This window comes from Caulobacter radicis (assembly GCF_003094615.1).
In the GTDB taxonomy this organism is placed as follows: domain Bacteria; phylum Pseudomonadota; class Alphaproteobacteria; order Caulobacterales; family Caulobacteraceae; genus Caulobacter; species Caulobacter radicis.
Map to the genome: position 1 here is coordinate 44319 of NZ_QDKO01000007.1, position 18549 is coordinate 62867.

The window sequence follows — 18549 nt, forward strand, 5'->3', positions numbered from 1 at the left end:
CCGCAAGACTCGTCTATAGGGTCGCACCATAAGCGCCGCCTTCCTCCACGCGCGGCCGCAACCGGGACTTCCAGTGATCAAAGAGCGTTTCCCCGACACCAAGGCCCTGATCTTCGACTGCGACGGCACCCTGGTCGACAGCCTGGGCCTCTATGCCGTCGCCTGGCCGGCGGGCTTGCGGTCCACGGGCCATGCGATGGAGGCGTCCTGGTACCTGGAGCGCGGCGGCTTTTCCGGCGACATGCTGATGGACGCTTTCGAGCAAGAGGTCGGCCAGACGCTGGACCGGGCCCAGGTGATGAAGGCGGTGTGGGCGACCTATAGCGAGGGGATCGACAGCCTGACCGAGATCACGGCCGTCACCGCCATCGCCCGCGCGTTCCACGGCCGCCTGCCCATGGCGGTGGCCTCCAGCGGGCCGTCGGACTTCGTGCGGCTGAGCCTGAAGGCGCGGGGGCTGGACGTATTGTTCGACACCATCGTCACGGTCGAGGATGTGGCGGCGGCCAAGCCGGCCCCGGACCTCTTCCTGGAAGCCGCCCGCCGGCTGGGCGTGGCGCCACGCGACTGCCTGGTGTTCGAAGACAGCATCCAGGGCCTGCAGGCGGCCGCGGCGGCCGGCTGCAACGCGATCGACGTGCGCGAACTGATGGAAGAGGCGGCCTAGCTAGCGCCCGTAGGCGGCCTCGGTCGCGCGGATCAGGCCGTCGATGACGCCGGGCTCGGTCGAGGCGTGGCCGGCGTCCCAGACGATCTCGAAATGGGCCGAGGGCCAGGCGCGGTGCAGGGCCCAGGCGCTGGCCAGCGGCGTGACCACGTCGAAGCGGCCCTGGACGATCCAGGCGGGGATGTGGCGGATCGTCTCGATATTGTTGAGGATCCAGCCGTCCTGCGGGAAGAAGCCGCGATTGACGAAGAAGTGGCTCTCGATCCGCGCGAAGGCGATAGCGAAGTCTTCCTCGTTGAACTTCGGCGGCCGGGCCTCGGGGCCGCGCAGCGAGATGGTGTCGCCCTCCCACTGGCTCCAGGCGTTGGCGGCCTCGGCCTGGACGCGGCGGTCGGGGTGGACCAGGCGCTTGTGATAGGCGGCCATCAGGTCGCCGCGTTCCTCGGGCGGGATCGGGGCCAGGAACCGCTCCCAGGCGTCGGGAAACAGCATCGAGGCGCCGTCCTGATAGAACCAGGCCAACTCCTTGTCGGTCAGCAGGAAGACGCCGCGCAGCACCAGGCCCTCGACGCGGTCGGGGTGCTTGATGGCGTAGGCGAGGGCCAGGGTGGAGCCCCAGGAGCCGCCGAACACGGTCCACTTCTCGATGCCCAGGTGCTCGCGCAGCCGCTCGATGTCGGCGATCAGGCTCCAGGTGGTGTTGTCGTCGAGGCTGGCGTTGGGCCGCGAGCGGCCGCAGCCGCGCTGGTCGAACAGGGTCATGCGCCAGCGCGACGGATCGAAGAACCGCCGCATGGTGGGGTTGATCGCCCCGCCGGGGCCGCCGTGCAGGATCACCGCCGGCTTGCCGCGCGGCGCGCCGCATTCCTCGTAATAGATCTCGTGGGCGCTTCCGGTGGGCAGCCAGCCGAAGGAGAACGGCTCGACCTCGCGATAGAGGCCGCGACGGCCGATGGAGGACATGGCTGCGAGTGAAGCGTGACGGTCCATGGCGCGAGCCTAGGCGTTTTGCTTGTCCGTGTGAACGGCGCTTTGTTCGTCGGCGGAAGGCCGTGAGCAAGCTTGACCGCCGGCAACCTGGGCGATAACGCGCTTGAGGGCTGAAATTCGGGGGCGAGCGGCATGCGGCGGCGGGAACTGATGGCGGGCGGACTGGTCGCGGCGCTGGCGGCGCCGAGCCTTGTGCTGGCCAAGCCCAAGCACGCGGTCGCCGGCGACGTCGCTCCGGAGTTCTCGATCTCCACGGTCAACAGCGGCGTCCATCGCCTGGCCGACATGCGCGGCGACGTCGTGGTCATCAACTACTGGGCGTCGTGGTGCGCCCCGTGCCGGGCCGAGATGCTGGCCCTGGACCAGTTCATGCGCGAGAAGGCCGGCAAGGGCCTGCGGATCTACGCCGTCAACATCGAGAGCTCGCCGCCGGAGAAGGCCATGCGCGACCTTTCGGGCGCGCTGTCGTTCCCGGTCGGACGGCGCCTGGCGGGCAAGGGCTACGGCAAGATCGACAACGCCGTGCCGACCAATTTCGTCATCGACCGCAAGGGCGTGGTGCGCCACGCCAAGGCCGGCGCCTTCTCGTACGACAGCTTCGCGCGCCTCCTGAACCCGCTGCTGGCCGAGGCCCGTCCCGTCGAGGTCGCCTAGACGCCACGATTCCCGTTATGGTGCGTGCGCATGAGCACCACGCCCGAAGACCTGACCGACGACGACCTCTTGAACCTGCTGACCGACGATCAGCTGGCCGAGCTCGACAACTCCATCGCCGAGATGTTCGGCGCCGAGGGTCTGGACCGCGCCGAGGCCCTGCTGGTGCTGGCCCGGGTCTATTCGATGCGCGCGGCCGAGCGCGACGAGGCCTCGGCCCTGGCCCTGCTGCAACTGGCCGCCGCCATGCGCAGGCGAGCAGAGCGTCTGATGCAGCGACCGCAGTAATGAAAACCCTCTCTCTTTGAGAGAGGGAGGGGCCCGCGCCGCAGGCGTGGGAGGGTGAGAGGTAACAAACTCGCGGCATGAAGCGCGGCGTTCGAGCAACGGCGCTTCGCGGGTGGTCGCCCTTTTCCGATTTACTTGCAGACGGTGAAACCCCTCACCCTCCCACCGCTTCGCGGCGGGCCCCTCCCTCTCCCTATGGAAGAGGGGACGAAGAGCCGCTCACCCCACCCTCAGCGTTCCCGCGTCGATCGCCTGGCTGATCCTCACCTGGCCCTTTTCGTCGCGGATCTCGACCGTGACCTTGGGGGCGGGCGGCGACCAGTCGATGGTGATCAGGCCGAAGTTGCGTTCGCGCAGCACGGCCGAGGCGCGCAGGGCGTTGGGCGGGGTGACCGGCCAGACCTCGGTCAGGCCCGAGGAGGTGACGTCCCACATCGGATAGGGGACGTTGAGGTCGAGCTTTGAGACCTCGGCGTAATGGGTGTCGCCGCTGACGAAGAACAGGCGCTCGGCGCGCTGGCGGCGGATGGCCTCGAACAGGCGCTGGTGGTCGCGGGCGTAGTTGATCCAGCTTTCCCAGCCGGCGAAGTCGGCCAGCACCTGAAGGCTGGAGCCGAAGATGCGCAGGTCGGCGGGCTGGGCCAGCTGGGCCTCCAGCCACGCCCACTGCGGCTCGCCGATCATGGTGGCGTCCTGGTCGGCGATGCGGTCGTAGGGGCCGGGCGTCTCCTTGCCCTGCAGGCCGCGGGCCACGGCCCAGGCCTTGTAGCCGCCCTTGAAGGTCTTTTCGGCCAGCGGCGTGCGGTTCCAGCGCAGGTCGGGCAGCAGGATCTGCACCCGGCGGCCTTCGGGGCCGAAGACATAGGCGGCATGGACGCCGTCGCGCGTGCGGCGGGGGGAATTTTCCGGCTCGCCCCAGAAGTCGCAGAACTGGCGGCGGCTCTCGGCCTTCATCGGATAGTCGCCGCCGGCGTCGTTCTCGCCGAAGTCGTGGTCGTCCCAGATAGCCACCACGGGGATTTCGTCGCGCAGCCGTTTGAAGTGCGGCTTGGCGGCCAGCATGGCGTACTTGGCGGCCATCACCTTGGGATCGCGGGTGTCGGCGTAGATGTTGTCGCCCAGGAACATGAAGAGGTCGGGCTTGGTGGCGAAGATCGCCTCCCAGATCGGCTGGTCCTTGTCCTGCTTGGCGCAGGAACCGAAGGCGATGCGGGTCAGCGGCTTGTCGAGAGCCGGGTGGGGCGCGTCCACGACCGCTTGAGCGGCGGCCGGCGCGACGGCCAGGGCGGCGGCCGACAGGCCGAGCGCCGAGCGGCGGGAGAGGTCGGTCACGGGCGTGAACCTCCACGAAAAAGCCCTTCCCCCTCGATGGGGGAAGGGTTGGGATGGGGGTGTCCTGCGGAAGGAGAGGGTGAAGCAGCGCTTGTTGTCCAGCGCCGTCACCCCCAACCCCGGCCCTTCCCCAATCGAGGGGGAAGGGAGGAGGCTTGATCAGAACGCCTTCTTGATGGTCACGAAGCCCTGGCGCGGCGGGGCCGGCAGCAGGGTCATGGTCGTGCCGGCGGTGTCGCGGTTGACGAAGCCGCCCGAGCCGACGGTCGAGATGTAGTCCTCGTCGGTCAGGTTGGTGACGTTGGCCTGGATCTCCAGGCCCTTGCTCCAGCCCTCGCCGTCGAAGCGGTAGCCGAAGGTCAGGTCGGCCACGGTGTAGCCGTCGACCTCGCCGCCGACGTTCTCGTAGGTGTAGTAGCGCTCGCCGGTGTAGCTGACGCCGAGGCGGGCGAAGAAGCCGCCCTGTTCGAACTTCACCTCGCCCTTGAACAGGTTCTTGGGCGTGTTGACGACCGTTTTACCAGCCGTGCGGGCGGCGATGGTGCCGTCGCCGTTCATGACGTCGTCTTCGTATTCGGAGTTGTTGTAGGTGTAGGAGCCGTAGACCGACCAGGCGTCGGTGAGGCGGAACTCGCCGGCCAGTTCGACGCCTTGGGTCTTCACCGAGCCGACGTTCGACAGCACGGCGGGCAGGCCCAGGATCGGCGAGGCGGTCGAGGCGCTCAGCAGGCGGTTCTCGAAGGTCACGTCATAGAGCGCCGCGACGCCCTGGAAGCGGCCGTTGCGATAGCGGACGCCGCCTTCCCAGGTCTTGGAGCTTTCCGGCTCCAGGGTCTTGGCGACGTAGTCGACCACCGTCTGGCTCTGCGAGGCGAACGGACCAGCAGTGGCGGCCGAGACGTAGGCGGCCACGTTCTCGGTATAGCCGCCGAAGACTTCCAGGCCGCTGTCGAAGGCGTAGACCGCGCCGACCTGCGGCAGGAAGGTTTCCTCGCTCTTGATCGTGCCGGCCAGCGGGTTGCCGACCACGGTCTCGACGCTGTTCTCGACCTTCATGGCCTTGAAGCCGAAATTGACCTTGAAGGCGTCGGTGATCGCCCAGCTGTCCTCGATGTAGCCGGTCAGGGTCTGCGTCTTGAACCGGTACTGCCACTGGGTGGCGAAGGGGTTCTGCTGGAAGTCGAGCGGATCGCGCGACGGGCGCGAGACCGTCTCGGCGTAGAAGCGGCGGGCCTGGTTGAAGTGGTTGGTCTCGGTCCAGAAGCCGCCGCTCAGCTTGTGGGCGCCCAGGTCGACCGACAGGCTGGCGGTCAGGCCGCCGCGGTCGATGTCGTACTCGGTGGTGCGGATCGACAGCGGGGCGGCGTCAGAGCCGGCCGTGCCGAAGCCGGGGCTGGCGAGGTAGGGCGTGTACCACAGGCCCTGGCCCTTGTTCTTGTGCTGGTAGGCGGTGGCCTTGAAGTCGACGCGGTCGCCGAAGGGCAGGGCCAGGGTCGCGCCGTAGAGGTCGTCGTCACGCACGCCGGCGCCGGCGTAGTAGGCGTCGTCGACGGTGGCGAACGGGGCGGGCAGGGCCGTGCCGGTCTGGTAGGCGCGGGCCGCGGCGACGGCCAGGTTCCAGTTGGGGATCAGGTTGTCCCAGTCGCGGCCGAGACGCTTGATCATCTCGAACGACATGTCCTGGTAGTCCTGCTCGCGGCGTTCCGAGCGGGTGTAGAAGCCGGTCAGCGAGCCTTCGCCCAGCGGCAGGACGGCCTTGGCGTCGTACTGGCGCTGCTTCTGCTCGCTGCCGCCCTTCCACTTGTCGGTCTTCTGGTCGGCCACCGAGATGAAGGCGCGCAGGCCGCCCAGCTGTTCCAGGGCGCCCGTTTCGAAGCGGGCGAACACGCGGTGCATGTTCTGCGAGCCGCCGGTCAGGTTGACCTGGCCGCCCATCACTTCCGACGGATCGCGCGAATAGAACTGCAGCGTGCCGCCGAGGTTGGACGTCGAGGCGGTGCCCAGCGAGCCGGCGCCCTGGGCCAGCTCGACCTTGCCGATGTTCTCGCTGGCGATGGCGCGGCTGATGTGCAGGCCGTTGTGGTTGCCGTAGCTCATGTCGCCCAGCGGCACGCCGTCGCGGGTGAAGCCCAGCTGGTTCTGGTTGAAGCCGCGGATCGACAGGCTGGTCGACCACTCGTAGGCGCCGAACGGGTCGGCCGACTGGAACGAGACGCCCGGCAGTTTGTCGATGGCCTTCAGCGGGCTCGTGCCGGCGGCCTGGGTGGCGATGCTGTCCTCGTTGAGGACCTGGACCTGGCGGCTCTGGCCCTGGCCGATGACCACGACGGCCTCAACTTCGGCGGCGGCGTCGGGCGCGGGTTCCGGCGCGGGGCTTTCGGCGGCCAGGACGGGCGCGGCGAACAGGAGGGCGCCGAGGGCGGCGCTGAGCAGGAGGGCGGACTTCATTGGACTATCCCCTAGTGCGCCGAGGGCGGGGAGGCCGCCGGGCGCGTCTGGGGCTGTTCGCCTAACGTGGATCGGCGACGTGGCTGCGACGGTTATTTGTCGTCTCGCCGACAGTCCGGCGACGAACCTGTGAAGGGGCCGCGATTGCGCAAACCGGCCTCAGCCGCTATTTGAGCGGCCGATCCCCGAACCCGACCCGAGAGACGAAAAGCCCCTCATGGCGCAGCAATACATTTTCCAGATGCAGGGCCTGACCAAGGCCTATCCCGGCGGCAAGAAGGTCTTCGAGAACATCTGGCTGTCGTTCTATTCCGACGCCAAGATCGGCGTGGTCGGCGTCAACGGCTCGGGTAAGTCGACCCTGCTGAAGGTGATGGCCGGCCTGGACAAGGAATTCTCGGGCGAGGCCAAGGCCGCCGACGGCGTCAAGCGCGGCTATCTCCCGCAGGAGCCGCAGCTGGATCCGACCCTGGACGTCTGGGGCAATGTGATCGCCGACTGCGAGGACAAGAAGGTCTTCGACAAGTACAACGAATTGGCGGCCCAGCTCGGTGAGGAATACACCGACGAGCTGATGGAGGAGATGACCAAGCTCCAGGAGATCATCGACGCCAAGGATCTGTGGGACATCGATTCCAAGATCGAGATGGCGATCGACGCCCTGCGCTGCCCGCCCAACGACGCCAACATCGAAAGCCTGTCGGGCGGTGAAAAGCGCCGCATCGCGCTGGCCCGCCTGCTGCTCAGCAAGCCCGACATGCTGCTGCTCGACGAACCGACCAACCACCTGGACGCCGAGTCGGTGGCCTGGCTGCAGCACCACCTGGAAGAGTTCCCGGGCTGCGTCATCCTGGTCACCCACGACCGTTATTTCCTGGACCAGGTCACCAAGTGGACCCTGGAACTCGACCGGGGCAAGGGCATCCCCTACGAGGGCAACTACTCGGGCTGGCTCGAGCAGAAGCAGAAGCGCGTCGTCCAGGAGCAGTCGGAATCGGAAGCCCGCCAGCGCGCGCTCACCCGCGAACTGGAATGGGTGCGCAGCTCGCCCAAGGCCCGTCAGTCCAAGTCGAAGGCCCGCCTGGCCTCGTACGAGGAAATGGTCGCCGCGCAGGAGAACGCCCGCGCCGCCCAGACCCAGGCTCACATCCAGATCCCGCCCGGCCCGCGCCTCGGCAACGTGGTCCTGGAAGTCACGGGGCTGGAGAAGGAGTACGGCGACAAGGTGCTGTTCAAGGACCTGTCGTTCCGCCTGCCGCCGAACGGCATCGTCGGCGTCATCGGCCCCAACGGCGCCGGCAAGTCGACGCTGTTCAAGCTGATCACCGGCCGCGAGACCCCCGACCAGGGCACCGTCAAGGTCGGCGAGACCGTGAAGCTGGCCTATGTCGACCAGTCGCGCGACGCCCTCGACCCGAACAAGACGGTCTGGGAAGAAGTCAGCGGCGGCACCGACGTGATGGTCGTCGGCAAGCGCGAGATCAACAGCCGCGCCTATGTCGGCAGCTTCAACTTCAAGGGCGGCGACCAGCAGAAGAAGGTCGGCCTGCTGTCGGGCGGTGAGCGCAACCGCGTCCACCTGGCCAAGACCCTGGCCACCGGCGGCAACCTGATCCTGCTCGACGAACCGACCAACGACCTGGACATCGAAACCCTGCAGGCCCTGGAAGAGGCGCTCGAAGAGTTCGCCGGCTGCGCCGTGGTCATCAGCCACGATCGCTGGTTCCTGGACCGCCTGGCCACGCACATCCTGGCCTTCGAGGGCGACAGCCACGTCGAATGGTTCGAAGGCAACTTCGAGATGTACGAGGAAGACAAGAAGCGCCGCCTGGGCGCCGACAGCCTGATCCCCAAGCGGATCAAGTTCCAGAAGTTCGCCCGCTAAGCGCGAGCTTCGGTCGAAGACGAAGTGAGAGGGGCGGCTCCACAGGAGCCGCCCCTTTTGCTTTTGCGCCTACTTGGGTTCCTTCGGCGGCATGACCGGATCCGAGCCGGGCAGGTTCGAGCCCGGGTTCGGCGCCATCATGTCGTCGGGCGGGGTGTTGGTCGGCGGCGTGACCGGCATCGAGGGCGGGGCGTCGGTGGTCGGCGGATTGACCTGGGTGCTGGCGGCCGCGTCGCCCGACATCGAGCCGGTGGTCGAGGCTGGCGGCAGGGTCGCGGAGGTGTCGGTGGAGGCGCCGACCGCGGCTTCGCCGGCCCACCAGTCCTTGGTCGCGCGCTGCTTGGCCGAGGCCTTGGAATAGGCTTCGAGCTGGCCGTAGGGGATCGGCTGCTTGGGGCTGGCGACGGCGGCCGAGGCCTTGATCTTCGGATTGGCGACGGCCGCGCCGCAGACGGCCCCGGAGGCGACCAGGGCGAGCGTCGCGCCCGCCAGGAGGGTTTTCGTGAACATGGGAGCTCTCCCTAAAGCGCCGGTTTCGGCGCCAGTCGATAAAACCCCTTCGCGGTCAAGGCGTTCACAGCTTCGCCGCGAACGGAACCGTCGGCGCCCATGACGGGTTGAGAACGGCGCTTCAGATGTTCGTGCGTCGCGTGTTGAGTGCTGGCGCGCGGGCGTCAGAGGAGTAGCCTGTTCCCCAGCAAGAACGATCGTCCCGCGGATCGGCGGCGGAGGCAGTCCGCCGCGCGCCGGGACCGGAGAAGCCGTATGTCGCAGACCCCCGTCGTGAAGCCCCACGTCGTCCTGTCCCACGAGATGCTCCTGCCGATGCAGCCGCTGCTCGAGGGCGCCTACGAGGTGCATCGCCTGTGGGACTATCCCGATCGCCTGGCCTTCCTGGAGGGGCCGGGCAAGCAGGTGCAGGCCATCGTCCACGCCGGTGAGATGGTGCTGCCGCGCGACCTGCTGGCGGAGATGCCGCGCCTGGGCCTGATCGCCTGCGTCAGCGCCGGCTATGACGGCGTCGACGTGCCCTGGTGCCGGGCTCATGGCCTGGCGGTGACCCACTCGGTGGGGCTGAACGCCGGCGATGTGGCCGATCACGCCCTGGGTCTGCTGCTGAGCGCCTGGCGCGGGATCGGCGAGGGCGATCGCCGGGTGCGCGCCGGCCGCTGGACCTCGATGGACCGCATGGGGGCTCGCCACGGCCTGCGCGGCCGCAAGGCCGGGATCATCGGCCTGGGCCACATCGGCGAGGCCGTCGCTCGTCGCCTCGAAGCCTTCGACATCAAGGTCGCCTGGTGGGGGCCGCGCCCGAAGGAGGCCAACTGGCCGCGCGCCGAAAGCCTGCTGGCCCTGGCCCGCGACAGCGACATCCTGGTGGTCTGCGCCCGGCCGGACGCCAGCAACCGCCACATGGTCAATGCCGGGGTGATCGACGCCCTGGGTCCGCACGGCCTGCTGGTCAACGTCTCGCGCGGGTCGCTGGTCGACGAGGACGCCCTGGTCGCGGCGCTGAAGGACGGCCGCCTGGGCATGGCCGCGCTGGACGTGTTCGAGCAGGAGCCTACCCCGCCGGCGCGCTGGGCCGACGTGCCCCATACCGTGCTGACCCCGCACATGGCCGGCGCGACGCTGGACAGCATCCCGGCCATGGTCAACCTGACCCTGGAAAACCTGCGCCGCTACTTCCACGGCGAGCCTCTGGCCAGCCCCGTGGCGGCCTGAGGTCTGTAGGCGGCAAGAGGGAAGGGGATCGCATGGCCAAGGTGCTGGGTCTGGGCGGCGTGTTCTTCAAGGCGGACGACCCCAAGGGGCTGGCCGCCTGGTACGCGCGGGTGCTGGGGATCAAGGTCGAGGACTGGGGCGGGGCGATGTTCAGCCACCCGAAGGTCGGCATGACCAACTGGTCGCCGTTCCCGGCCGACACCCGCTATTTCGAGCCGTCGACCGCGCCGTTCATGATCAACCTGATCGTCGACGACATCGACGGCGTGCTGGCCAAGGCCGCCGCCGAGGGCGTCGAGCCGACCGGGCGGCAGGACGAGGAGTACGGCCGCTTCGCTTGGCTGGTGGATCCGGCCGGTTTCAAGGTCGAGCTGTGGCAGCCGGCCGCCGAAGGTTGAGGATTGGAAGATTTATCCCCGATCCCGTCGCCAGGGTCGCGCGGAAGGGCTTTTTGATCTCCGCGCGGCGGGATATGGAGCGCCCCGCTGTCACAGAATTCGCTTGCCAAATCGGACATAAAGATATCTTTATATCCCTATGGCGCTATCGAGCGAACAGGTTGTCGACGTACTGCGGGCGGCGGGCGAAAGCACCCGTCTGCGCATCCTCGCGCTGCTGGCCGTCGAGGAGCTTTCGGTGCTCGAGCTGTGCCGGATTCTCGACCAGAGCCAGCCGCGCGTCTCTCGCCACCTGAAGCTGCTGGCCGAGGCCGGGCTGGTCGAGCGTTTCCCCGATGGGGCCTGGGTGTTCTACCGCCTGGCCGGAACCTCGGGCGGCGGGGCGGTGGTCGCCGCGGCCCTTGCGCTGATCGGCGCTGACGACGAGGTGGTGCGGGGCGACGCCAGCCAATTGGCGGCCGTGCGGGCCGAGCGCTCGGCCGGCGCCCAGGCCTATTTCGCCCGCAACGCCGCGCGCTGGAACGAGATCCGCTCGCTCTATGTCGACGAGAAGGAGGTCGAGACGGCCATCCTGCGCGCGACCGGCGAGGGCCCCTTCGACGAGATGGTCGACCTGGGCGCCGGCGCTGGCCGGATGCTGACGCTCCTTGGCGGACGGGCGGTCAACGCCCTGGGCCTGGACCTGTCGCAGCAGATGCTCAACATCGCCCGCGACGAGGTGGCCAAGGCCGGACTGACGGCCTGCGAGCTGCGTCACGGCGACATCTTCGACACCGGCCTGCCGGGCGGCTGCGCCGACCTCGTCACCGTGCACCAGGTGCTGCATTATCTGGGCGACCCCGCCGCGGCCGTGGTCGAGGCCGCGCGCCTGGTGGGCAAGGGCGGCCTGCTGCTGATCGCCGACTTCGCCCCGCACGACCACGAGTTCCTGCGCGAGGCCCACCAGCATCGCCGCCTGGGCTTCGCCGACGACGAGATCCTGCCGTGGATCGAGGCCGCGGGCCTGGTCCCCGAAACCAACATCGCCCTGCCGCCGACCACGGCCGAGGGGCTGACCGTCAAGATCTGGACCGCCCGGCGCCCCGGCGCGGCCCTCGCCGAAAGGACCGCCGCATGACCCTGCCGCCCACCCGTCGCGTGATCGGGCCGGTGGCCCGCGCCGGCGAGCGTCCCGTCGGCGCCGCCCGGCCGCGCGTGTCGTTCGAGTTCTTCCCGCCCAAGACCGAGAAGATGGAAGCCAGCCTGTGGGAGGCGATCACCCGCCTGGCCCCGCTGGACCCGGCCTTCGTCTCGGTGACCTACGGCGCCGGCGGCTCGACCCGCGAGCGTACGCACCGTACGGTCAAGCGCATCCTCGACGAGACCAGCCTGAAGCCGGCCGCCCACCTGACCTGCGTCGGCGCCAGCCGCGCAGAGGTCGACGAGGTCATCCACGACTACTGGAACATCGGCGTGCGCCACATCGTGTCGCTGCGCGGCGACCCGCCTCCGGGCGAGGGCGGCATCGGCGGTGTCTACGTGCCGCGCGAGGACGGCTACAAGAACGCCACCGAACTCACCGCCGCCCTGCGGGGCGTCGCGCCGTTCGAGGTGCTGGTCGGGGTCTATCCCGAAAAGCATCCCGAGAGCCCGTCGCTGGACCACGACATCGAGGTGCTGAAGGCCAAGGTCGACGCCGGCGCGACCCTGGGCATCAGCCAGTTCTTCTTCGACATCGACGCCTTCCTGCGCTTCGTCGACAAGGCGCGCGCCGCCGGGATCACCATCCCGATCGTGCCGGGCGTCATGCCGGTGACCAACTTCAAGGGCCTCAAGACGATGTCGGCCGCGTGCCAGACCTCGGTGCCGTCGTGGCTGGCCAACCTGTTCGAGGGCCTGGACGAGGATCCGGAGACCCGCCGCCTGATCGCCTGCTCGGTGGCGGCCGAAATGTGCGCCAAGCTTCAGGAGCAGGGCTTCAACGACTTCCACTTCTACACGCTGAACCGCGCCGACCTCGTCTACGCCATCTGCCGGGTGCTGGGCGTGCGCGAGACCGCCCCGGCCCACGAGGCGGCTGCATGAAGGCCCTGGTTCTCGCCCTGGCGCTGGGCCTGGCCTCGACGAGCGTCGTCGCCCAAGCTGACGACAACGCCAACTGGACGCGGCCGATCAAGCCGTACCGGGTGGCGGGCAACATCTATTACGTCGGCTCCGAGGGCCTGTCGGCCTGGCTGATCACCACGTCGGAGGGCCACGTCCTGCTCGACGGCGGTCCGTCGGCGGAAGGCGGCAAGCTGATCGAGCGCAGCATCCAGTCGCTGGGCTTCAAGCTGTCGGACGTGAAGGTGCTGATCAACACCCACGCCCACTACGACCATGCCGGGGGCCTGGCCCAGCTGAAGGCCGACACCGGGGGCAAGCTGTGGGCCTCGCGCGCCGACAAGCAGGCCCTGGAGAAGGGCCAGCACTTCGGCGACAACGCCAACGGCCTGACGCCCTTTCCGGCCGTGAAGGTCGACAAGACGTTCGGCGACGAGCAGAAGCTGAAGATGGGCGGCACGACCCTCGTCGCCCACCTGACGCCTGGCCACACCATCGGCTGCACCAGCTGGACCACCCAGGTGGTCGAGAAGGGGAGGCCGCTGAACGTGACCTTCCCGTGCTCGCTGTCGGTGGCCGGCAACGTGCTGGTCGGCAACAAGACCCACAAGTCGATCGTCGCCGACTACCGCGCCAGCTTCGCGGCGCTGCGGGCCATCCCGACCGACATCATGCTGCCCAGCCACGAAGAGCAGGGCGACCTCTTGGCCAAGCGCCAGAAGCAGCTGCGCGGCGACGCGGACGCCTTCATCGATCCGACCGAGCTGACCCGTTTCGTCGACGGCTACGAGACCCGGTTCAACCAGGAACTGGCGCGTCAGCAGGGAGCCGCCAAATGACCGACCTTTCCATCCGCGCCAACCGTGTCGCCGCCCTCAAGGCCGCCGCCAAGGAGCGCATCCTCATTCTCGACGGCTCCTGGGGCGTGATGTTCCAGAAGAAGAAGCTGACCGAGGCCGACTATCGGGCCGAGCGCTTCGCCGACTTCGACGGGCAGATGAAGGGCAACAACGACATCCTGTGCCTGACCCGGCCCGATCTCGTGGCCGAGCTTCACGACGCCTATTTCGCCGCCGGCGCCGACATCTCCGAGACCAACACCTTCTCGGGCACGACCATCGCCCAGGCCGACTATCACCTGGGCGAACAGGACGTCTGGGACATCAACCTGGAGGGCGCGAAGATCGGCCGTCAGGTCGCCGACCGCTGGAACGGCGAAAACCCCGACCGTCCGAAGTTCATCGCCGGCTCGATCGGCCCGCTGAACGTCATGCTGTCGATGTCGTCGGACGTGAACGACCCGGGCGCGCGCAAGGTGACCTTCGACCAGGTCTACCAGGCCTATCGCCAGCAGGTGGACGCCCTCTACCAGGGCGGGGTCGACCTGTTCCTGATCGAGACCATCACCGACACCCTGAACTGCAAGGCGGCCATCAAGGCGATCCTCGACTGGCGCGACGAGGGCCACGAGGAGCTGCCGATCTGGATCAGCGGCACGATCACCGACCGCTCGGGCCGCACCCTGTCGGGCCAGACGGCCGAGGCGTTCTGGAACTCGATCAAGCACTGCAAGCCCTTCGCCGTCGGGTTCAACTGCGCCCTGGGCGCGGACCTGATGCGCCCGCACATCGCCGAGATGGCGCGCATCGCCGACACCCTGGTCGCGGCCTATCCCAACGCCGGCCTGCCCAACGCCATGGGCGAGTACGACGAGGAGCCGCACGAGACCGGCCACGCCCTGCATGAGTGGGCCAAGGACGGTCTGGTCAACATCCTGGGCGGCTGCTGCGGCACTACCCCCGACCATATCCGCCACGTGGCGGACGAGGTGCGCGGCGTCACGCCCCGCGCTATTCCTGAGCGCCCCAAGGCCATGCGCCTTGCCGGCCTGGAACCCTTCGAGCTGGCCTGATCGAGTACGAGACGATGCGCACCACCATCCTTTTCGGCGGCCCCAGCCGCGAGCGTCTCGTGGCCGTGGCCAGCGCCCAGGGCCTGTCGCGGACCCTGCCGGAAGCCGATCTTTGGTTCTGGGCCCCGGACGGCTGGGTCTATGTCGCAACCCAGGACGTCTTGCTGGGCCATGAGCGCCCGTTCGAACTGGATCTGCCGACCGAAGGCGCGCCGATCGGCGACATCGAGGCGGCCCTGGACCTGGCCGTCCGCGAGGACCGGGTTCTGCTGCTGAGCCTGCACGGCGGCTTCGCCGAGGACGGCGGCCTGCAGGCGCTGTGCGAAGCCAGGGGCGTGGCTTTCACCGGCTCGGGTTCGGAGGCCAGCCGCCTGGCCTTCGGCAAGATCCTGGCCAAGGAAGTCGTCGGCAGGGCCGGCGTCTCGGTTCCCGAAAGCATCTTCCTGGAGGGCGCCGAGGGGGCGCTGGCCGACTATGGCCGGCTGATCGCCAAGCCGGCCGAGGACGGCTCGAGCTATGGACTGATCTTCGTCGACGGCCCCGCCGATCTGGCGACCGTCGCCGAGGCGGCCAAGGAGATGCCTTACCTCCTCGAACCCTTCGTGCAGGGGCTGGAATCGACCTGCGGCGTGCTGGAGCTGGCCAGCGGCGAGCTGATCGCCCTGCCGCCGGTGGAGATCCGTCCGTCGGCCGGCAAGTTCGACTACAAGTCCAAGTACCTGGCCAAGGACACGGTCGAGATCTGCCCGGCGACCTTCGCGCCGGAGGTCAACGCCGCCCTGCAGGATCAGGCCCTGAAGGCTCACAAGGCGCTGGGCTGCCGCGGCTATTCGCGTTCGGACTTCATCGTCTCCGACCGTGGCCTCGTCTATCTGGAAACCAACACCCTGCCGGGCCTGACGGCCTCGTCGCTGTATCCCAAGGCGCTGAAGGCGCAGGGGATCGAGTTCGGCGAGTTCCTGCGCGGCCAGCTGGCCCTTGCCGAGGCCCGCGCCAAGCAGACCGTGACGGCGGCCTGATCATGAGCGCCTGGGACAACGGACCGTTCGACAATGACGAGGCGGCCGACTTCATCGAGGACCTGGCGCAGGCGCCGGACTGGCGCACGGTGGTGCGCATCCTCGAGCACGTGACCAAGGCCGTGGGCTATCTGGAAGCGCCCGAGGGCGAGATGGCCGTGGCCGCCGCGGCCATCGTGGCGGCCTGCATCGGCGACGTCGCCGTGCTGCCTGACGACCAGAGCGGCCTCAAGGACGCCCTGGGCGCCCCGCCCGAGGGCCTCGTCCCGCTGGCGCGCGCGGCCCTGGCCCGCGTGGTCGCCCCCGCTTCCGAAATCGACGAACTCTGGCAGGAAGGCGACGCGCACGATGCGTGGCTGACCCACATCGCCAGCCTGCAGAATATCCTGAGCGCATCCCAATGAGACCTGTCTTCGTCAACATCGGCGAGCGGACCAACGTCACCGGTTCGGCCAAGTTCAAGAAGCTGATCGTCGAGGGCAACTTCGCCGAGGCCCTGTCGGTCGCCCGCCAGCAGGTCGAGGCCGGCGCCCAGGTCATCGACGTCAACATGGACGAAGGCCTGCTCGACTCCGAGCAGGCGATGGTCACCTTCCTGAACCTGATGGCGGCTGAGCCCGATATCGCCCGCGTGCCGGTGATGATCGACAGCTCCAAGTGGGAGGTGATCGAGGCCGGCCTGAAGTGCGTGCAGGGCAAGGCGATCGTCAACTCGATCTCGATGAAGGAAGGCGAGGCCAAGTTCATCGAGCAGGCCAAGCTGTGCCTGCGCTACGGCGCGGCCGTGGTGGTCATGGCCTTCGACGAGGTCGGCCAGGCCGACACCGCCGCCCGCAAGATCGAGATCTGCACCAAGGCCTACGATGTCCTGGTGAACAAGGTCGGCTTCCCGCCCGAGGACATCATCTTCGACCCCAACATCTTCGCCGTGGCGACGGGGATCGAGGAGCACGACAACTACGCCGTCGATTTCATCGAGGGCACGCGCGAGATCAAGGCCCGCTGCCCCTACGCCCGGATCTCGGGCGGGGTGTCGAACGTCTCGTTCAGCTTCCGTGGCAACGAGCCGGTGCGCCGGGCGATCCACTCGGTGTTCCTTTTCCACGCCATCAACGCCGGCATGGACATGGGCATCGTCAACGCCGGCGACCTGCCGGTCTATGACGACATCGACCCGGTGCTGCGCGAGGCCGTCGAGGACGTGATCCTCAACCGCCCGCAGCGGACCAACATCTCCAATACCGAGCGCCTGGTCGACATGGCGCCCGGCTACAAGGGCGAGAAGGGCGCGGCCCAGCAGGTCAACCTGGCCTGGCGCGAGGGCACGGTGGGTGAGCGCATCACCCACGCCCTGGTCAACGGCGTCACCGAGTTCATCGAGGCCGACACCGAAGAGGCGCGCCTGGCGGCCGAGCGCCCGCTGCACGTCATCGAAGGCCCGCTGATGGACGGCATGAACGTCGTCGGCGACCTGTTTGGCGCGGGCAAGATGTTCCTGCCCCAGGTGGTCAAGTCGGCCCGCGTCATGAAGCAGGCCGTGGCCTGGCTGATGCCGTTCATGGAGGCCGAGAAGGAAGGCCAGGAGCGCAAGGCCGCCGGCAAGGTGCTGATGGCCACCGTCAAGGGCGACGTCCACGACATCGGCAAGAACATCGTCGGCGTCGTGCTGCAATGTAACAACTACGAGGTCGTCGACCTGGGCGTGATGGTGCCCGCCGACCGCATCCTCGACGAGGCCAAGAAGCACCAGGTCGACATGATCGGCCTGTCGGGCCTGATCACCCCGTCGCTGGACGAGATGGTGTTCGTGGCCGCCGAGATGGAGCGCCAGGGCTTCAACATCCCGCTGCTGATCGGCGGCGCCACCACCAGCCGCACCCACACGGCGGTGAAGATCGAGCCGGCCTATCGCCGTGGCCCGACCACCTATGTGGTCGACGCCAGCCGGGCGGTGGGCGTGGTCTCCTCGCTGCTGTCGCCGACCGAGAAGGACCGGGTGATGGCCGACACCCGCGCCGAGTACGTCAAGGTGCGCGAACAGTACGCGCGCGGCCAGACGGTCAAGGCTCGCACCGCCATCGGCGAGGCCCGCAAGCGCAAGTACGCCATCGACTGGAAGGGCTATGAGCCGCCCAAGCCGCTGTTCACCGGCGCGCGGACCTTCGAACCCAGCCTGGCCGAGCTGGAGCCGTTCATCGACTGGTCGCCGTTCTTCGCCAGCTGGGAGCTGATCGGCCGCTATCCGCAGATCCTGGAAGACGACGTGGTCGGCGAGGCCGCCCGCGATCTCTATCGCGACGCCCGGGCCATGCTCGACAAGGTCATCGCCGAGAAGTGGTTCGGGGCCAAGGGCGTGATCGGCTTCTGGCCGGCCCAGGCGGTCGAGGACGACGTGGTGCTGTATTCGGACGAGACCCGTAACGTCGAGATCGCCCGCCTGCACACCCTGCGCCAGCAGATCGACAAGGGCCCGGGCGCGGGCAAGGCCAACCTGGCCCTTTCGGACTTCGTCGCGCCCGTCGGCGGGCCGGCCGACTATGTCGGCGGCTTCGCCGTCACCGCCGGCCATGGCGAGGACGAGATCGTCAAGAAGTTCAAGGACGCCGGCGACGACTACAGCGCGATCATGGCCTCGGCCCTGGCCGACCGCCTGGCCGAAGCCTTCGCCGAGTGGCTGCACCACAAGGCTCGCGTCGAACTGTGGGGCTACGCGCCGGAAGAGGGCTTCGACGCCGATCGCCTGATCGCCGAGAAGTACCAGGGCATCCGTCCCGCCCCCGGCTATCCGGCCCAGCCCGACCACACCGAGAAGGGCACGCTGTTCCGGCTGCTGGACGCCGAGGCCGCCACCGGCATGGCCCTGACCGAAAGCTTCGCCATGAGCCCCGGCGCGGCCGTGTCGGGCCTCTATTTCAGCCACCCGCAGAGCCACTATTTCGGGGTTGGCAAGATCGACTTCGACCAGGTCGAGGACTACGCCCGCCGCAAGGGCTGGGACCTGGCCACGACCGAGCGCTGGCTCTCTCCGATCCTCAACTACGACCCGCACGCGCGGGCGCGAGGCGAGGCGGCTTAAGGACCGAAATCCTCCCCCTGAAGGGGGAGGTGGCCCGAAGGGCCGGAGGGGGGAAAGTTCCGCTGACGGCGGT

17 protein-coding genes are annotated in these 18549 nt (G+C 68.4%); 13 read left to right on the forward strand and 4 right to left on the reverse strand.

Going from position 1 to position 18549, the window contains the following annotated elements; all coding sequences use genetic code 11:
• Positions 1-73 precede the first annotated feature (73 nt).
• Positions 74-667 (forward strand): HAD family hydrolase, encoded by a 594-nt coding sequence (locus DDF62_RS01655; RefSeq protein WP_208866805.1) that lies wholly within the window; start codon positions 74-76, stop codon positions 665-667.
• Here DDF62_RS01655 and pip read toward each other — a convergent pair whose 3' ends face one another.
• Positions 668-1657, reverse strand: a complete 990-nt coding sequence (pip, locus tag DDF62_RS01660; protein WP_116487500.1) for a prolyl aminopeptidase — start codon at positions 1655-1657, stop codon at positions 668-670.
• Between the two features lie 132 nt (positions 1658-1789).
• On the opposite strand from pip, the gene DDF62_RS01665 reads away from it, so the two are divergent.
• Both DDF62_RS01665 and DDF62_RS01670 read left to right on the forward strand, forming a co-directional pair.
• The gene (locus DDF62_RS01665) at positions 1790-2311 is read left to right on the forward strand and encodes a TlpA family protein disulfide reductase (RefSeq protein WP_116487501.1); all 522 of its coding nucleotides are present in this window, start codon (positions 1790-1792) and stop codon (positions 2309-2311) included.
• Positions 2312-2341: 30 nt separating this feature from the next.
• Complete coding sequence (locus DDF62_RS01670) at positions 2342-2599, forward strand: low temperature requirement protein A (RefSeq protein ID WP_101716585.1); 258 nt, start codon at positions 2342-2344, stop codon at positions 2597-2599.
• A gap of 219 nt (positions 2600-2818) precedes the next feature.
• Here the strand turns inward: DDF62_RS01670 and DDF62_RS01680 are convergent, their stop codons facing one another.
• Both DDF62_RS01680 and DDF62_RS01685 read right to left on the reverse strand, forming a co-directional pair.
• Positions 2819-3931, reverse strand: coding sequence for an alkaline phosphatase D family protein (locus DDF62_RS01680; protein WP_116487503.1), 1113 nt, complete (start codon positions 3929-3931; stop codon positions 2819-2821).
• Positions 3932-4090: 159 nt separating this feature from the next.
• Positions 4091-6379 carry a TonB-dependent receptor gene (locus tag DDF62_RS01685; RefSeq protein WP_116487504.1) on the reverse strand — a complete coding sequence of 763 codons (2289 nt, stop codon included), beginning with the start codon at positions 6377-6379 and terminating at the stop codon, positions 4091-4093.
• A 217-nt stretch (positions 6380-6596) separates the two neighbouring features.
• On the opposite strand from DDF62_RS01685, the gene ettA reads away from it, so the two are divergent.
• Positions 6597-8264, forward strand: coding sequence for an energy-dependent translational throttle protein EttA (gene ettA / locus DDF62_RS01690; RefSeq protein ID WP_116487505.1), 1668 nt, complete (start codon positions 6597-6599; stop codon positions 8262-8264).
• Positions 8265-8333: 69 nt separating this feature from the next.
• Here the strand turns inward: ettA and DDF62_RS01695 are convergent, their stop codons facing one another.
• A complete protein-coding gene (locus tag DDF62_RS01695) occupies positions 8334-8774 on the reverse strand; it encodes a hypothetical protein (protein WP_116487506.1) in 441 nt (146 codons plus the stop codon).
• Positions 8775-9029: 255 nt separating this feature from the next.
• On the opposite strand from DDF62_RS01695, the gene DDF62_RS01700 reads away from it, so the two are divergent.
• From DDF62_RS01700 to metH, 9 genes are all read left to right on the forward strand, one after another.
• Positions 9030-9989, forward strand: coding sequence for a 2-hydroxyacid dehydrogenase (locus DDF62_RS01700; RefSeq protein ID WP_116487507.1), 960 nt, complete (start codon positions 9030-9032; stop codon positions 9987-9989).
• Between the two features lie 32 nt (positions 9990-10021).
• A complete protein-coding gene (locus DDF62_RS01705; RefSeq protein ID WP_116487508.1) occupies positions 10022-10387 on the forward strand; it encodes a VOC family protein in 366 nt (121 codons plus the stop codon).
• Positions 10388-10526: 139 nt separating this feature from the next.
• On the forward strand, positions 10527-11504 hold the full coding sequence (locus tag DDF62_RS01710; protein ID WP_116487509.1) for an ArsR/SmtB family transcription factor: 978 nt from the start codon (positions 10527-10529) through the stop codon (positions 11502-11504).
• On the forward strand, positions 11501-12451 hold the full coding sequence (metF, locus tag DDF62_RS01715; RefSeq protein WP_116487510.1) for a methylenetetrahydrofolate reductase [NAD(P)H]: 951 nt from the start codon (positions 11501-11503) through the stop codon (positions 12449-12451). Before DDF62_RS01710 ends, metF begins: the two co-directional genes overlap by 4 nt.
• Complete coding sequence (gene blaCAU / locus DDF62_RS01720) at positions 12448-13308, forward strand: CAU/MBL1b family subclass B3 metallo-beta-lactamase (protein ID WP_116487511.1); 861 nt, start codon at positions 12448-12450, stop codon at positions 13306-13308. The genes metF and blaCAU overlap by 4 nt, the downstream gene beginning before the upstream one ends.
• On the forward strand, positions 13305-14381 hold the full coding sequence (locus DDF62_RS01725; RefSeq protein ID WP_116487512.1) for a homocysteine S-methyltransferase family protein: 1077 nt from the start codon (positions 13305-13307) through the stop codon (positions 14379-14381). The genes blaCAU and DDF62_RS01725 overlap by 4 nt, the downstream gene beginning before the upstream one ends.
• Positions 14382-14395: 14 nt before the next feature.
• Entirely contained in the window at positions 14396-15400 is a 1005-nt protein-coding gene (locus DDF62_RS01730; protein WP_116487513.1) for a D-alanine--D-alanine ligase family protein, read from the forward strand.
• Positions 15401-15402: 2 nt separating this feature from the next.
• Positions 15403-15804 (forward strand): DUF4259 domain-containing protein, encoded by a 402-nt coding sequence (locus tag DDF62_RS01735; protein WP_116487514.1) that lies wholly within the window; start codon positions 15403-15405, stop codon positions 15802-15804.
• Positions 15801-18476 (forward strand): methionine synthase, encoded by a 2676-nt coding sequence (gene metH, locus DDF62_RS01740; protein WP_116487515.1) that lies wholly within the window; start codon positions 15801-15803, stop codon positions 18474-18476. The genes DDF62_RS01735 and metH overlap by 4 nt, the downstream gene beginning before the upstream one ends.
• Positions 18477-18549: the final 73 nt, after the last annotated feature.

Excerpts from the sequence above, each read along its gene's own strand:
- pip (WP_116487500.1), bottom strand. The coding sequence starts at position 1,657 with ATGGACCGTCACGCTTCACTCGCAGCCATGTCCTCCATCGGCCGTCGC.
- DDF62_RS01665 (WP_116487501.1), top strand. The coding sequence starts at position 1,790 with ATGCGGCGGCGGGAACTGATGGCGGGCGGACTGGTCGCGGCGCTGGCG.
- DDF62_RS01670 (WP_101716585.1), top strand. The coding sequence starts at position 2,342 with ATGAGCACCACGCCCGAAGACCTGACCGACGACGACCTCTTGAACCTG.
- DDF62_RS01685 (WP_116487504.1), bottom strand. The coding sequence starts at position 6,379 with ATGAAGTCCGCCCTCCTGCTCAGCGCCGCCCTCGGCGCCCTCCTGTTC.
- ettA (WP_116487505.1), top strand. The coding sequence starts at position 6,597 with ATGGCGCAGCAATACATTTTCCAGATGCAGGGCCTGACCAAGGCCTAT.
- DDF62_RS01695 (WP_116487506.1), bottom strand. The coding sequence starts at position 8,774 with ATGTTCACGAAAACCCTCCTGGCGGGCGCGACGCTCGCCCTGGTCGCC.
- DDF62_RS01700 (WP_116487507.1), top strand. The coding sequence starts at position 9,030 with ATGTCGCAGACCCCCGTCGTGAAGCCCCACGTCGTCCTGTCCCACGAG.
- DDF62_RS01705 (WP_116487508.1), top strand. The coding sequence starts at position 10,022 with ATGGCCAAGGTGCTGGGTCTGGGCGGCGTGTTCTTCAAGGCGGACGAC.
- DDF62_RS01710 (WP_116487509.1), top strand. The coding sequence starts at position 10,527 with ATGGCGCTATCGAGCGAACAGGTTGTCGACGTACTGCGGGCGGCGGGC.
- metF (WP_116487510.1), top strand. The coding sequence starts at position 11,501 with ATGACCCTGCCGCCCACCCGTCGCGTGATCGGGCCGGTGGCCCGCGCC.
- blaCAU (WP_116487511.1), top strand. The coding sequence starts at position 12,448 with ATGAAGGCCCTGGTTCTCGCCCTGGCGCTGGGCCTGGCCTCGACGAGC.
- DDF62_RS01725 (WP_116487512.1), top strand. The coding sequence starts at position 13,305 with ATGACCGACCTTTCCATCCGCGCCAACCGTGTCGCCGCCCTCAAGGCC.
- DDF62_RS01730 (WP_116487513.1), top strand. The coding sequence starts at position 14,396 with ATGCGCACCACCATCCTTTTCGGCGGCCCCAGCCGCGAGCGTCTCGTG.
- DDF62_RS01735 (WP_116487514.1), top strand. The coding sequence starts at position 15,403 with ATGAGCGCCTGGGACAACGGACCGTTCGACAATGACGAGGCGGCCGAC.
- metH (WP_116487515.1), top strand. The coding sequence starts at position 15,801 with ATGAGACCTGTCTTCGTCAACATCGGCGAGCGGACCAACGTCACCGGT.